This is a genomic window from Aeromonas sp. sif0611, from assembly GCF_019218845.1.
GTDB classification, from domain to species: Bacteria; Pseudomonadota; Gammaproteobacteria; order Enterobacterales; family Aeromonadaceae; genus Aeromonas; species Aeromonas media.
This window is the reverse complement of sequence record NZ_JAHUWU010000005.1, coordinates 168,525-182,223: the sequence shown is the minus strand read 5'-3', so window position 1 is coordinate 182,223 and position 13,699 is coordinate 168,525. Positions and strand designations below refer to the sequence as shown.

Annotated in this window: 14 protein-coding genes and 1 pseudogene; 2 read left to right on the top strand and 13 right to left on the bottom strand. The window is 62.4% G+C overall.

From position 1 onward, the window contains the following. Nucleotides 1-3 precede the first annotated feature (3 nt). From exeN to exeC, 13 genes and pseudogenes are all read right to left on the bottom strand, one after another. On the bottom strand, nt 4-762 hold the full coding sequence (exeN, locus tag KW824_RS13880; RefSeq protein WP_218410083.1) for a GspN family type II secretion system protein ExeN: 759 nt from the start codon (nt 760-762) through the stop codon (nt 4-6). A 97-nt stretch (nt 763-859) separates the two neighbouring features. Further along, complete coding sequence (gene exeM, locus KW824_RS13875; protein WP_218410082.1) at nt 860-1,351, bottom strand: GspM family type II secretion system protein ExeM; 492 nt, start codon at nt 1,349-1,351, stop codon at nt 860-862. Further along, nucleotides 1,348-2,532 (bottom strand): GspL family type II secretion system protein ExeL, encoded by a 1,185-nt coding sequence (gene exeL / locus KW824_RS13870; RefSeq protein WP_218410081.1) that lies wholly within the window; start codon nt 2,530-2,532, stop codon nt 1,348-1,350. Before exeL ends, exeM begins: the two co-directional genes overlap by 4 nt. A gap of 114 nt (nt 2,533-2,646) precedes the next feature. Then, nucleotides 2,647-3,672, bottom strand: coding sequence for a GspK family T2SS minor pseudopilin variant ExeK (gene exeK, locus KW824_RS13865; protein WP_171273195.1), 1,026 nt, complete (start codon nt 3,670-3,672; stop codon nt 2,647-2,649). A gap of 89 nt (nt 3,673-3,761) precedes the next feature. Further along, a pseudogene (locus KW824_RS13860) lies at nt 3,762-3,836 on the bottom strand (type II secretion system protein GspJ); the annotation flags it as partial. 125 nt (nt 3,837-3,961) lie between these two features. Then, nucleotides 3,962-4,588: a GspJ family T2SS minor pseudopilin variant ExeJ gene (exeJ, locus tag KW824_RS13855; protein WP_218410080.1), complete on the bottom strand. Its 627-nt coding sequence runs from the start codon at nt 4,586-4,588 to the stop codon at nt 3,962-3,964. A gap of 107 nt (nt 4,589-4,695) precedes the next feature. Continuing rightward, nucleotides 4,696-5,055 (bottom strand): GspI family T2SS minor pseudopilin variant ExeI, encoded by a 360-nt coding sequence (exeI, locus tag KW824_RS13850; protein ID WP_043128621.1) that lies wholly within the window; start codon nt 5,053-5,055, stop codon nt 4,696-4,698. An 11-nt stretch (nt 5,056-5,066) separates the two neighbouring features. Then, on the bottom strand, nt 5,067-5,618 hold the full coding sequence (exeH, locus tag KW824_RS13845; RefSeq protein WP_218410079.1) for a GspH family T2SS minor pseudopilin variant ExeH: 552 nt from the start codon (nt 5,616-5,618) through the stop codon (nt 5,067-5,069). Nucleotides 5,619-5,656: 38 nt separating this feature from the next. Beyond that, entirely contained in the window at nt 5,657-6,088 is a 432-nt protein-coding gene (exeG, locus tag KW824_RS13840; RefSeq protein ID WP_005327466.1) for a GspG family T2SS major pseudopilin variant ExeG, read from the bottom strand. A 233-nt stretch (nt 6,089-6,321) separates the two neighbouring features. Beyond that, nucleotides 6,322-7,542, bottom strand: coding sequence for a GspF family T2SS innner membrane protein variant ExeF (gene exeF / locus KW824_RS13835; RefSeq protein ID WP_043128518.1), 1,221 nt, complete (start codon nt 7,540-7,542; stop codon nt 6,322-6,324). Nucleotide 7,543: 1 nt separating this feature from the next. Then, entirely contained in the window at nt 7,544-9,049 is a 1,506-nt protein-coding gene (gene exeE / locus KW824_RS13830; protein ID WP_005327470.1) for a GspE family T2SS ATPase variant ExeE, read from the bottom strand. Next, a complete protein-coding gene (exeD, locus tag KW824_RS13825; protein ID WP_041204980.1) occupies nt 9,049-11,097 on the bottom strand; it encodes a GspD family T2SS secretin variant ExeD in 2,049 nt (682 codons plus the stop codon). Before exeD ends, exeE begins: the two co-directional genes overlap by 1 nt. Before the next feature lie 21 nt (nt 11,098-11,118). Beyond that, nucleotides 11,119-11,970 (bottom strand): GspC family type II secretion system variant ExeC, encoded by an 852-nt coding sequence (gene exeC, locus KW824_RS13820; protein WP_041204977.1) that lies wholly within the window; start codon nt 11,968-11,970, stop codon nt 11,119-11,121. Between the two features lie 217 nt (nt 11,971-12,187). Between exeC and hslR the strand changes: the two genes are divergently transcribed. Both hslR and hslO read left to right on the top strand, forming a co-directional pair. Beyond that, a complete protein-coding gene (hslR, locus tag KW824_RS13815) occupies nt 12,188-12,586 on the top strand; it encodes a ribosome-associated heat shock protein Hsp15 (protein WP_043128526.1) in 399 nt (132 codons plus the stop codon). A 105-nt stretch (nt 12,587-12,691) separates the two neighbouring features. After that, nucleotides 12,692-13,576: an Hsp33 family molecular chaperone HslO gene (gene hslO, locus KW824_RS13810; protein ID WP_041204975.1), complete on the top strand. Its 885-nt coding sequence runs from the start codon at nt 12,692-12,694 to the stop codon at nt 13,574-13,576. Nucleotides 13,577-13,699 lie beyond the last annotated feature (123 nt).

Below are 13,699 nucleotides of genomic sequence, written 5' to 3'. Positions count from 1 at the left end.
TCATCAGATGCGGCCCTGATAGCGCAGCGGGAAGCGCCCCTGACCATCGGGTTGACCGAGGAAGGGCAACCCCTGTTTCATCTGTTCCGGCAGTGCCGGGCCCGGCTTGAGGGTGCCCTGGAACAGGTACTGGCGATTGGCCTGCAGCTCCAGCTTGCCGAGCACTTGCACCGCCTCCGAACCCTGCTTGATCTCGGCCACCAGGCGGGAGTCGAGGCAGGTCAGCTTGACCTCGGGATCCCCCAGTGAAAGCTTGCCCGCCGGGGTGTCGGCCTGCGCGTCATACCAGTTGAGATTGCCGTAGAGCTCCTCACACCAGGGATTGCCTTGGGCGAACTGATCGACCTTGAGTTGCAGCTGACCCGCCGCCGTCAGGGGGAAGGGCAAGCCCATGGGCACCCGCGCCAACACCCAGGGGGCAGGTGCGTTGAGGATGATGTCACGGCCGAAGGCCGCGCCATTCCAGCCGATCACCCCCTGGCCATTGAGGCCAGCGCGCTCGCCGAAACGCAGCGACACCTCGGGAGCCAGGCGCAACAGCGACCAGCCATCGAGCTCCCAGCGCAGTTGGGTCAGGGACTCGCTGGCATATTGCAGCCGGGCAATCTGGCCGCTCCAGAGAGTACCGCTCACCCCTTCCAGCTGCACCAGGTTGGGGGGCAACGGCAGATGGCGCACCACCAGAGTGGCGGGCAACCTGGCCAGCAGGAACATCAGATAGACCGTCAGAAACAGGACGGCAATCAGTACTTTTTGCTTCATAGAATACGACTCGACTGCAAGGATCAGGCCCAGGCGAGGCCCGATGCCATAACGTAATACGATGCCGGAAACCGGACGGCGAATTGAACGCTTGGTGTCATTGGGGGCGGCTCAACTGCAAACGTCTGACCTTGACCAGGCCAGGTGCCAACCCCTCACGGGCCACCTCGATGATCTGCACCTGGACCCCGTATTGATCGGAGAGGGTCGCGAGCCAGAGCAGCAGATCATCGAACGGTACCGTGTCTATCCACACTTGCAGCTCCTGTCCCTGGGGTTGCAGCCGGGCTATCTTGATCTTCTGGTTGAAGGCGGTGCGGTTCACCACCCCGTCCAGGGTGCCGCTGGTGTCTACCTGGCGGCCTTGACCCCCCTGCATCGCCAGCACCTCCTGCCCCTTCTCTTTCAACCAGGCGAGCGTCTGCTGCTGATTGGCCACCTGCCTCTCCCGCTCGTCGATACGATTGGCGACAGGTTGCCAGATGACCCAGTAGCAAAGCCCGAGCAGCAGTATGCCGCCGCCCACTGCCACCAGCCGCTGTTCGCGGGGGCTGATGCCATGCCACCAGATTTGCAGTTTGTCCATCATGATGATTTCCCCTTCAGCACCAGCGCGCCTTCCACCTTGCCCTCGGTGCTTCGCACCTCACCCTGCTGCACCTCAAAGCGCTTGCCCGCCAGCTCACGGAAGCGCTCGATCTCGGTGAAACCCGGGGCCGTGACCTGCAACCTGAGCTCACCCCTGCCCGCATCGAAACGCAGCACCTCGGGTTTGAGGCCGGGTACCTCGGCAAACACCGGCGCCAACTCGGTCAGCAGCAGCAGGATCCCATCCTGCGGGGTCTGCCCCAGGGACTTGAGGTGCTGGGCCATCTGGCTGCGGACGTTGACGATCCGGGTCTCCCCCGGGAAGATCCGGGTATAGACCTGCCGGATCTCCGCCTTGAGGGCCTTGTCCTGCTCCGCCAGCTGATGAAGATGCACCCCGCGCTGGGCCAGCGCCACCAGCAGCAGGATCCCCGCCACCACCGCCACCTTGCGCCACTGCAGCCAATAACGGCCGTATTCGGTCTGCGGTCGATAGGGCCCCTGCAACAGGTTGGCCTGGCAAGCGAGCGCCCCTTTCGCCAGCAGCAGCATGGGCAGCTCGGGATCAGCCCCCCGCCAGTTGCCGGCCGCCATGGCCGGAATGGGGGTGTGGCTATACAGGGTCACCGGCTCGGGCTGGGCTGCCAGCAACATGGCCAGCAGCGGCTCGTCGGCGACTATCCCCTGGACTGGGCCCTGACGGATCAACCACTCTGCGCCAAGCTGCAGGGCAGACCATCCCTCGGTGGCGGGTGGCAGGGCCAGCACATCCGGCAGCAGTTGCAGGGTCTTTAGACCCGCCTGCTGCAGCCACGCCAGCCACTCCTGCATCTTCGCCTTGTCCACCGCCATCAGATCCACGTCGTTCCCCTGATGAGCCAGCACCACCAGATGCAGTTCATCCACATCGGAGGCGATCTGCTCCTCGAGCAGATAGGGCAGCGCCGCCGCGGCCTGACGACTGTACTTGCCCGGCAGGCTGACCCGCCGGAAGATAAGATCGCTGCCAGGCACCAGGGTCACCACGGGGCGGCCGCCGGCACGCTCCTGCAGCTCACCCAGGGCATGGGCCGAGGCCAGGATTCCGGAGGCGATGATCTCCTGCTCCTGCGTCGACCACACCAGCCAATGCACCGGCTGCTGCGCATTGGTCCCCAGACGGATGACCAGACTCTCGCTCACAAATGATTCTCCTGCCATGCCCGCCAGCATCCTTGTCGATGGGCGAGCCGCAGCCATCGGCTGCAGTCCAGATAAGGGGCGGGACAGACAGGCCAGAGGCCAGCCTTCTCCCTGTTATTCTGCGCCATCGTTCAGACGACGCAGCATCACCAGCTTGTTGTCCTTGCCACGCTGGAAGACAGTCTCCAGCCGGGCCCGCACATCACCCACCTCGGCCAGCAGACGGGCCTCGAAGAAGTTGCTCTTGATGTCCAGTGCAGCATCCAGCCCCGTGATGGCGCCCGGCTGCACCGGCAGCTCGTCCGTCATCTCCTTCTTCTCCTTCCACCCCTTCTTGGGGCGACTGGTCAGCACCTGCTTGGCGTCGTCCAGCCCGATCTTGCCCTGGTAAAGCCCCACCAGCAGGGCCGCCTGCTCCGGCTTGATGGTGTTGATGTTCACCACCAGCTTGTCGCTGGGCAGGGTGCACACATAGGGGGCGAGCCGGGCGTAGAGCTCGCTGCTCACCCCGCGCACGGCCCGCAATTCGTCCGTTCCCAGCAGCCACTGATTCGCCACCAGATAGGGGGGATTGAGCCCCTCGTAATAGGCATCCTCGGCCCCGTTGCTCGACACCAGCTGGGTATCCTTGTCGGTCCAGTCGCGGATGGCGTCGGTGAGCTGCACCGCCTCGTACTCATCCACCTCCAGCGCCTCGAGCAGCGCCCGGAACGCCTTGAACTGATAGGGCTGCGCCTCGAGATCATCGCCGCTCTCCCCCTCTTTCAGGGCCAGGCTCAGGCTGTTGAGGTTGAAACAGGATTGCAGATCCCGCACCCGTCCGGACAGAGTACCGTCATCCACCGGGAAGACAGCATCCTGGCGCGCCCAGTTCTGACCCAGATTGACCACATCGGGGTCATCTTTGAAATCCTGGTTGAGCACCTTGATCACCAGCGCCTCCGCCGACATGGCATACCACCAGGCCTGCTTGCCGGCGGTGAGGTTGCTGGTCCGGCGCAACTCCAGTTGCAACCGGCCGCTCATGTTGCTGGCGATGATCACCATCACCGACAGGATGAGCAGTACCACCAGCAGGGCCATGCCCCCTTGCCGGCCCGGTGTGGTACGGGATGGGCCCCGGCTGCGCTTAACTGCCATTGTCCGCTCGCTGGCCGCCGGCCCCGATAAGGAACTGACGACGATGAAGGGTGCCGTTATCTTCCATGACGGTTGGGGAAAAATGACGATCAATTACCATTTTCAGCCCTCTGGCCGCTGGCCCCGATGAGGAACTGACGACGGCGAAGTGTGCCGTAATCCTCCATGACGGTCGGGGAAAAACGACGATCAATTACCATTTTCAGCCCTCTGGCCGCCGGCCCCGATGAGGAACTGACGACGGCGAAGGGTGCCGTAATCCTCCATGACGGTCAGGGAACAACGACGATCAATTACCATTTTCAGTCCTCTGGCCGCCGGCCCCGATGAGGAACTGACGACGTATGGTGCCGTAATCCTCCAGATCCAGCTCCACCGCCAGCCCATGAGGCAACAGGTCGCGCTGGGTCCACTCCTCCTTCCACATCCCCTTGTCGTAGAAATAGAGTCGCAGGGCCGTCACCCCGGTCAACACCGGCTGAATGCGCGGCTCGGTGCCGATCGCGGGATCCGGATAGAGGTAGCTGAGCCGTTCCAGAGTCTGCTCCTTGAGTCGCCAACCCACCCGCTGCAAGCCGGAGCGCGGCAGCATGCCGTCCGGATTTAGCCAGCCACCGCGGATGAAAGCCATCCCCCAGTCATCGCTCTGCTGGCCGAAGCGGGAGGCCGCCAGCAGCACCTTGTTGTTCTCACCATCGATGCGGCCGCTGCGCGGCACCATCTGGGTGACGTCTCGCTCCAGCAGGCTGAAGGCGAGCTGCAGTTCGGAGAGACGGACCTCCTTGCGCTTGGCCACCTCGTCGCTGGTGAGCACCCCCTGCAGCACCTGATAGGCCCCCATGCTGAGGCTGGCGAAGATGGCGATGGCCACCAGCATCTCCAGCAGGGTAAAGCCGCTCTGACGGCGCCTCGGCATCGGGCAGACACTCGTCCGCTGGCACCGGCTCCGAATCATGGGGATAACACGGCGCTTGTTCATCGGCTGACACCGGCTCCGGATCATGGACACACAACGGCGCTTGTTCATCGGCTGATATAGGTCCGGATCATGGCCACCGGGCTCTCGGCCTTGGGCGCGGTACGCACTTCCATGTCCAGAGCCTTGAAGTTGTTGTCGCTGGTGGCGACGCCGCGATAGCGCCAGTACCAGGTCTGGCCGGCCAGCTCCTCGTTCCCTTCCACCCAGCTGTCACCCGGCCACTTGGCCTCGAGCTTCTGCTGCACCAGCTGGTTTTCCACCACCCAGGTCGCCAGCGTCTTCTCTTCCAGGTAGTTGAGGCCGGAGAGGTGTTCGCTGGCGGTCTTCATCACGGCCAGGCCGGCGATGGCAAACACCGCCAGCGCCACCATGACCTCCAGCAGCGTCATGCCGCGCGCCTTGATAGAGGGGGTTCTCACTCTTCTTCCTCTTCGTCTTCTAGCAGGGAGAGGCGACCAAACTCATCCCCCTTGACGGTGCGCAGGTACTTCTCGTCATCCACCTGCTGACTCAGGGTCAGCATGAAGGGGGTGAGTTCGCCCCCCGGGAAGACGAAGATCTGGGGCGTGCGCTCCTTCTCGTCGCGGCCCTGTTCGTTCTTCTCGTCCGAGTCGGTACGCCAGCTGAAGCCCTCCAGTTCGACGGTCAGGGTCATCTCCTCCGGCAGCTGCACCTGCCCCAGGATCTTGTCGCCGGTCAACGCCTGCCACTTGCGATCCTTGGGGTTGCGGGACATAAACTGCCAGCCGCGCTCCTCGACTCGCAGGCCCAGCAGCCGGCCATCCATCACCGAATACTCCTGCGCCTGCTGCAAGGTTGCCATGAAGCGGCGCGCCTGCTTGTCCAGCTCCCGATCCCCCCGGGCGCCCCCCATGCTGAGGGTGACCGCGGTAGCCACCAGCCCCATCAACATGGCGACCAGCAACACCTCCAGCAGGGTGAAACCCGCCTGACGATAAGGTTTCACAAGACCAGCCCCATCAGCATGGCGGCGCAACCCATCACTTATTGGAAATCCTTCAGGTTCCAGTTGCCGATGTCGTCATCGGTCCCGGCTTCCCCGTCCAGCCCCATGCTGAAGATGTCGAGCTTGCCGAACTGACCCGGGCTGAGCAGCTGGTACGGGTTGCCCCAGGGATCCTGCGGCAGGCGCTTGATGTAGCCCCCTTCCCGGTAGCTGCGTGGCTCGGGGGACGCGGTCGGCTTGTTGACCAGGGCATCCAGCCCCTGCTCCGTGGTCGGATAGCGGTTGTTGTCCAGCTTGTACATGTCGAGGGCATTTTCCAGCGCCACTATGTCGGAGACCGCTTTCTGCTGATCTGCCTTCTCCTTGTTGCCCATCAGATTGGGCACCACCAGGCTGGCCAGGATCCCCAGGATCACGATGACCACCATGACTTCCAGCAGAGTAAAACCGGCTTGACGACGCTTGTGCATTGCTATGACTCCCTAACGAATGAGATGACGTGTGTCATCAGAAAATGATCATATTGTTGAACCACGACCGTTCGATTATGCCTGTCGGCCAATAGAACCCACGAGTTCGATTGGATTTGTGAGATCAAATAACGAAGCCTATTCGAACGCCTGACCTCACAAATTCACCATGTGATTGAGTTTGAGTGAGTGGACCGCAGGATCGACCGGAGCAGGGCGCCTGGAGGCCTGCATCATAGATTGACCATGTTGTTGAGCTCCAGGATCGGCTGCAGGATCGACATCACGATAAAGAGCACCACCCCTGCCATGGAGACCACCAGCATGGGCTCGAACACCCCGAGGGCGATGTTCACCTGGGTTTCGAACTCCCTGTCCTGGTTGTCCGCCGCCCGTTCCAGCATGCTGTCGAGCTCGCCGCTCTGCTCGCCGGAGGCGATCATGTGCAGCATCATGGGCGGAAAAATCTTGGTCTCATCCAGCGCCTTGCGCAGGCTGGTCCCCTCGCGCACCCGCTCGGTCGCCTCGCCGATGCGGTGGCGGGCAAAGTCGTTGGAGAGTACCTCCCCCGAGATCTTCATCCCCTCCAGCAGCGGCACGGCACTGGCGTTGAGGATGCTGAGGGTACGGGCGAAACGGGCAGTGTTGAGCCCCCGGCTGACCCGGCCGATGACCGGCAGGCGCAGCACCACCTGATGCCAGTGGCGACGACGCCCGGCGTCCGTCAGCCACCAGCGCCAGACAAAGCCGCCAATGAACAACAACAGCAGGAACCAGAGGCCATAGTGCTGCAGCAGCTCGCTGGTGCCGATGAGGAAACGGGTAGTGGCCGGCAGTTGCTGGCCCATATGCTCGAACTGGGCCACCACCTTGGGCACCACGGCGGTGAGCAGTATCGAGATGACGCCCACGGCCACCAGGGTGAGGACGATGGGATAGATCATCGCCTGCAGCAGCTTGGTACGCATGTGCTGGCGCTGCTCGGTGTAATCGGCGAGGCGGTTGAGCACCTTCTCCAGGTGACCGGACTTCTCACCGGCCGCCACCATGGAGCGAAACAGCTGATCGAACACATGGGGGAAGGCGCCGAGTGAATCGGCGAGGGAATAGCCCTCCACCACCTTGCTGCGGACCGTGGCCACCAGGCTGCGCAGGTGGGCCTTCTCGCACTGTTCGGCCACCGCCTTGAGGGCCTCTTCGATGGTCAGCCCAGCGCCCACCAAGGTCGCCAGCTGGCGGGTGATAAGGGCCAGTTCCGAGGTGGAGGCGCCACGGCGAAACAGCACGAAGCGATTGGCCTCGCGCTTCGCCTTTTCGGTGGTCTCGTTCACCTCGAGGGGGGTCAACCCCTGCTCGCGCAGCAGCTGACGCACCTGACGGGCAGAATCCCCCTCCAGCACGCCGCTCTTGTTGCGCCCCTTGCCGTCGAGCGCCTTGTATTCGAACGCAGCCATCTTAGTCTTCCCGGGTCACGCGCAGCACCTCTTCGAGGCTGGTCTGCCCCTGGAGCACCTTGTCGATGCCGTCACGACGGATGCTCGGGGTATGGCCCCGGATCAGGCGCTCGATGGCGAGTTCGCCGCTGGCACTGTGGATCGCCTCGCGCACCGCCTCGTCGATCACCACCAGCTCGTGGATGCCGGTCCGGCCACGGTAGCCGGTGTGGTTGCACTGCTCACAGCCCACCGAGCGCCACATCTGCTGATCCGGCGCCAGTTCGATGCCCATGGCGATCCGCTCCTGCTCGGTGATGGGGTGCGGGGCGCGGCAATCCGGGCAGAGGGTGCGCACCAGTCGTTGGGCCAGCACCGCCAGCAAGGAGGATGAGAGCAGGAAGGACTCGATCCCCATGTCCCGCATCCGGGTGATGGCACCGATGGCGGTGTTGGTATGCAGGGTCGACATCACCAGGTGACCGGTCAGCGACGCCTGCACCGCGATCTGGGCGGTTTCGAGGTCGCGAATTTCCCCCACCATCACCACATCAGGATCCTGACGCAGGATGGCGCGCAGCCCCCGGGCGAAGGTCATGTCCACCTTGGTGTTGACCTGGGTCTGACCCACCCCTTCCAGGTCATATTCGATGGGGTCTTCGACGGTCAGGATGTTGCGATCCCGCGAGTTGATCTCGGAGAGCGCTGCATAGAGGGTGGTGGACTTGCCCGAGCCGGTCGGGCCCGTCACCAGGATGATGCCGTGGGGCTTGCGGATGAGCTCGCTGATGATGTTGCGGTTGGCCAGCGTCATGCCGAGCTGCTTGAGCTCGAGCCGCACGTTGTTCTTGTCGAGCAGACGCAGCACCACCCGCTCACCGTAACTGGACGGCATGGTGGAGACCCGCACGTCCACGGCGCGGCCGCCGATGCGCAATGAGATGCGACCATCCTGGGGTACCCGCTTCTCGGCAATGTCCATGCGGGACATGACCTTGATGCGCGACACCAGCAGCGAGGCGAGCTTGCGATGGGGGCGCAGTATCTCCCGCAGCACCCCATCAATGCGGAAGCGAATGACCAGGGCCCGTTCGAAGGTCTCGATGTGGATGTCGGACGCCTCCTCCTTGATCGCCTCGCTCAGCATGGCGTTGATGAGGCGGATGATGGGGGCATCGTCATCGGCATCCAGCAGATCTTCGCTCTGGGGCAACTCTTCGGCCAGGGCGAAGAAGTCCATCTCGTTGCCGAGATCCTCCATCAGCTGGCGCGCCTCGGAGGAGTCGCGCTGGTAATGGGCCGTCAGCAGCGTCTCGAACTCGTCATGGCCAAGCTGCTCCACCACGAAGGTGCACCCCACCACCCGACGCACCTCCAGCAGGGTCTGCGGCGTCACCCCCTGGCGACAGAGCAGCACCGGGGCACCCTGGCGCTCGGTCAGGATCACCCCGAAGTTACGGGCGAAGGCAAACGGCAGTTCCGGCAAGGGGGCAGGCAGCTCGCTGCCATCGAGCTGGTAGGCGGCCATCAGGGCTTGCTCTGCACGAAGGGCTGTCCCTGCACCTGGGTTTTGGCCCCGGTGGCAGTGGACTGCTGCTGGGCCTTCATCCGCTCGATCTGCTGCTGCACCTCGGGGGACATCATCACATCCTGACCATAGGCGGGCAGCACCTGACGGGCTGGCGAAGTGGCGTAACCCTCCTCGGCCGCCAGGTTCAACTGTTCGGCACGGAACAAGGTGTATTTGTTGCTGGAGACCCCGGAATAGACGTTGGCGTCGCGCAAGATGGTCGGCCGGATAAACACCATCAGATTGCGTTTGGAGGTGGTATTGGAGGTCGAGCGGAACAGGTAGCCCAGCACAGGGATGTCCCCCAGCAGCGGCACCTTGGAGATCTGCTCCTTGGTCTGCTCGTCCATCAGGCCGCCCAGCACCACGGTTTCGCCACTCTTCACCAGCACCGCATTCTTGACGGTACGGGTATCGAAGGTGGGACCGAGGTTGGCGGTGCCGGTCGCCTGGGTCTGGGCCACACTGGAGACCTCCTGCTCGATGTTGAGCAGCACCGAGTCCCCTTCGTTGATCTGGGGCGTCACCACCAGCTTGGTGCCCACCGTCTTGCGCTCTATGGTGTTGAACACCTGATCGCTGGTGGTGGAACTCTGGGAGCCGCTCTGTACCGGCACTTCCTGGCCGACGTTGAAGGAGGCTTCCTTGTTGTCCATGGTGACGATGCTCGGGGTCGAGAGGATGTCGTTCTTGGTGTTGGTGGAGAGCGCCGTCACCAGCATGGCCCAGTCCCCCTTGTAGAAGCCGGCCGCCATGCCGCTGAAATCACCGAGCAGGTTTTCGAGCCCGTCGGTGTTGCCGTTGTCGTCGTAATCCTTGCCCGCGATGATGGCGGGTCCGATGGGCAGACCGGTATTGGTGAACTGGGTGCCGCCGCCATTGGCGTTGGCCCACTGCACCCCAAGGTTGAGGCCGTCACCGTCCTGGATCTCGACGATGATCGCCTCCACCAGCACCTGGGCGCGGCGGATGTCGAGCTTGGCGATGACCTGCTCCAGCTCGGCCATGACATCAGGCTGAGCGGTGATCACCAGGGCATTGGTGGTCTCGTCGGCGGAGATGGCGAGCTGACCGCCGCCGATGCTGGCACCACCACCGGTGGCCGCCCCCCCCTTCTTGTCCGCCTCGATGCTGGAGCTGACGCCCTTGAGCACATCCACCAGATCCTTGGCCTTGCCATATTTCAGGTAGAAGACCCGGGTGTTGCCCTGACTCTGCAGATCCCGGTCGAGCTGGCGCACCATCTGGATGATGCGGGCCCGCGCCTTGGGCTCACCGCTGATCACCACGGAGTTGGTGCGCTCGTCGGCGACCACCTTGGGGGAGAGCAGCAGGGAGGCATTGGCACCCTGGTTGTTGCCATCCTTGTTGAGGTTGGTCACCAGCCGCACCATCTCGCCCGCCGAGGCATATTTCAGCTTGATGACGTCCATATCCTGGTCGCCCGCCTTGTCGACCCGGCGTACCACTTCCACCAGACGGTTGACCACGGCCGCCCGGCCGGTGATGAGCAGCACGTTGGACGGCTCGTAATGCACCACGTTGCCACCGCCAGCGTTGTCGTTGAGCTGGCGCAGCAGGGGCGCAAGCTCCCGTACCGAGACGTTGCGCACCGGTACCACCCGGGTCACCATCTCGTCCCCCACACCGGGGTTAGTGTCGTCCACCACGGGGATGGCCGAAGTCTTCGCATCCTTGGAGCGCACCACCTTGAGTACGCCGTTGTTCATGGGCACCACGGCGAAGCCGTAGACATCGAGCACGCTCAGGAAGAATTGGTAGTACTGATCCTCATTGAGCAGGTCGTAACTGCGGACGTTGATCTTGCCGCGCACCGAGGGCTCGATGATGATGGTCTTGTTCAGGTTCTTGCCGACCGTGTTGATGAACTCTTCAATGTCGGCATTCTTGAAACTGGCGGCATACTCGGTGGCCCAGGCAGAGCCCGTCATCATCAAGGCAGCTGCCACCGTGGCCAGACGCCAGCCCTTCCCTTTATTTGTCATTCTTGGTGCTACTCCAATTCATTATTCTGACAAGCCGACATAAACGTCGTAGAGCTGTCCTTGCCGCTCGACGGTGACGGTCATTTCCGTGGCGCCCGCCACTTGCTGCATCGCCTGCATGGCCTGTGCGTTGTCACGCAGATCCAGGCCATTGATGCTGACCGCCAGATCGTTGGCGACCAGCCCGAGTTGATTGAACATTTCGGGATTGCTGCCCGGGTTGAGACGATAGCCGACCATGCGACCATCCACCCGGACCGGAGAAATATTGAGATAATCGGTGATCTTGCCAGGATTGCTCATCAACTCGCTGCGAACGGAAGAGAGCGCTGCCCCCTGTCGAGTCGCCTTGGGCAACGGCTTGCCATACTCTTCCCCATCCAGCATCAGGGTCTCGTCACGACCATCGCGGGCAATGATGACCCTGTCGGCAAACACCTGACGGATCCTGGCCTGAGTGCCGTCGATGTAATCCCCTATACCATAGGAGTTCTGCAGCCCGTTGTGGGCGATGATGGCGATGGATTTTGCCGGATCGGAACTGGCCAGCACCCCGTTGAGCTGGGCGTTGAGCTGGGTCTTGGGGGCATCGATCAGGGCCGCTTGGGCAGCCTTGTCGGCTTGCAGTTGCTGCGCCTTGCCAAACAGGGAGAGACGGCTGACGTTGCCGAGATCGAGACGGGACGGTCCGGCGCCCTGGCCCGAGGTGACAGCTGGCTGCCAGGGCACGGCGCGGGAAGGCTGGGCCAGCTCGAACAGACGCCAGGTGAGCACGGCGCACTGCTGGGCCAGCAACAGCAACAGCAGCCAGAACAGAGGCTGGCTGAAACGGGAGAGTGGCACTGTCTTGCAGCGAGCCAGAAGGGAGCCCAACAAGTCATCCCTGAACGGTAGCGTCATGTTTATCAAAATATTCTGGCATCCAAATCGGTTAGCTATTGTGTACGGCAATGGACCCAGAGACAACCGACCGGATGGGATGATGCTGTGAAAATTCAGATTCCGTCACACCCCGGTTCCCCCTGTTTCTATCCCGGGGCCTGCCTCTGGTATAATCAGGCTCCCCTTTCAGCCATCCCGGAGCCGATCCATGTCGAATCCAGCACAAATCAGCCCCCTGGTCCGCCTCGACAAGTGGCTGTGGGCGGCACGCTTCTACAAGACCCGCAGTCTGGCGAGGGATCAGATCGACGGTGGCAAGGTGCATTATAACGGCCAGCGTAGCAAACCGGGCAAAACCGTCGAGGTCGGCGCTCTCGTCCGCTTCTGGCAGGGCCAGGATGAACGGGAAGTGCGGGTGCTGCAGGTCAGCGAGCAGCGCAAGGCCGCCCCCCTGGCCCAGTTGCTCTATGAAGAGACCGAAGAGAGCCTGAAAAAACGGGCCCAGAACAGCGAGGCGAGACGCTTCAACAGCCAGTTTGCCCCGAGTCCGGAGCGTCGCCCCGACAAGCAGGAGCGGCGCCAGTTGATCAAGGTCAAGCAATACTGACTCGCCTCCGTGGCTCTTTTATGACGACAGGCACAGGAATTAGTTCCTAACCAACTGTTTAACAATGTATTTATCTTTTCTCCCAGAAAATCCTAGGAAAGCATGATGAGTAACCAAGATCTCCTGTATCGCTATCTGTTCGAAGAGTACGAAGTGCGGGGGGAGCTGGTCCAGCTGGATAGTACCTATCGCCACATCGTCGATGCCCAGAACTACCCGGTACAGGTGCAGAAACTGCTGGGTGAACTGCTGGTCGCCACCAGCCTGCTGACCGCCACCCTCAAGTTTGAAGGCTCCATCACGGTGCAACTGCAAGGGGACGGGCCCGTGCGTCTGGCGGTGATCAACGGCGATCACAATCAGCAATTGCGCGGTGTCGCCCGCCATGAAGGCGATCTGCCGACTGACGACAAGCTGCAGAGCCTGATTGGCAATGGCCAGCTGGTGATCACCATCACCCCTGAAGAGGGCGAACGCTATCAGGGCATCATCGCCCTCGAGGCCGATACCCTGGCGGCCTGCCTCGAGCAGTACTTCGCCCAGTCCGAGCAACTCGCTACCCGGCTCTGGATCCGTACCGGCCACCACGAGGGCACTCCCCGCGCCGCCGGCATCCTGTTGCAGGAGTTGCCGGCCCGGAGCGAGGATCACGGCGCCGACTTCGATCACCTGATCCAGCTCACCAGCACCATCAAGGATGAAGAGCTGTTCGGCCTGGAGGCCGAAGAGATCCTCTACCGCCTCTACCATCAGGACAAGGTGCGAGTGTTCGATCCCCAGGCGATCGAGTTCCGCTGCACCTGCTCCCGCGCTCGCTGCGAAGGGGCGCTGCTGCAGATAGAAAAGGAGGAAGCGGTGGCCATGGTGCAGGAGCTCGGCAAGATCGACATGCACTGCGATTACTGCGGCACCCACTACCAATTTGATGGGATAGACATCGAAACCCTGTTCAGCGGGGCTCCCGGTAATGATGCAAACAAGTTACACTAAACAAAGGCGGGCAAAACCCGCCTTTAACTTAAATAACAAAAAAATACCCTATTTTATAAAGTTTGATGGCGATCGCTAAAAACTACCACCTAGGTAGTAGTATGGACGCCAGATAGAACCCTA

What these genes read in the sequence shown, in the direction of transcription:
- exeF (WP_043128518.1), bottom strand. Translation starts at nt 7,542, where the DNA reads ATGGCTGCGTTCGAATACAAGGCGCTCGACGGCAAGGGGCGCAACAAG.
- exeD (WP_041204980.1), bottom strand. Translation starts at nt 11,097, where the DNA reads ATGACAAATAAAGGGAAGGGCTGGCGTCTGGCCACGGTGGCAGCTGCC.
- exeN (WP_218410083.1), bottom strand. Translation starts at nt 762, where the DNA reads ATGAAGCAAAAAGTACTGATTGCCGTCCTGTTTCTGACGGTCTATCTG.
- hslO (WP_041204975.1), top strand. Translation starts at nt 12,692, where the DNA reads ATGAGTAACCAAGATCTCCTGTATCGCTATCTGTTCGAAGAGTACGAA.
- exeM (WP_218410082.1), bottom strand. Translation starts at nt 1,351, where the DNA reads ATGATGGACAAACTGCAAATCTGGTGGCATGGCATCAGCCCCCGCGAA.
- exeG (WP_005327466.1), bottom strand. Translation starts at nt 6,088, where the DNA reads ATGCACAAGCGTCGTCAAGCCGGTTTTACTCTGCTGGAAGTCATGGTG.
- hslR (WP_043128526.1), top strand. Translation starts at nt 12,188, where the DNA reads ATGTCGAATCCAGCACAAATCAGCCCCCTGGTCCGCCTCGACAAGTGG.
- exeE (WP_005327470.1), bottom strand. Translation starts at nt 9,049, where the DNA reads ATGGCCGCCTACCAGCTCGATGGCAGCGAGCTGCCTGCCCCCTTGCCG.
- exeK (WP_171273195.1), bottom strand. Translation starts at nt 3,672, where the DNA reads ATGGCAGTTAAGCGCAGCCGGGGCCCATCCCGTACCACACCGGGCCGG.
- exeJ (WP_218410080.1), bottom strand. Translation starts at nt 4,588, where the DNA reads ATGCCGAGGCGCCGTCAGAGCGGCTTTACCCTGCTGGAGATGCTGGTG.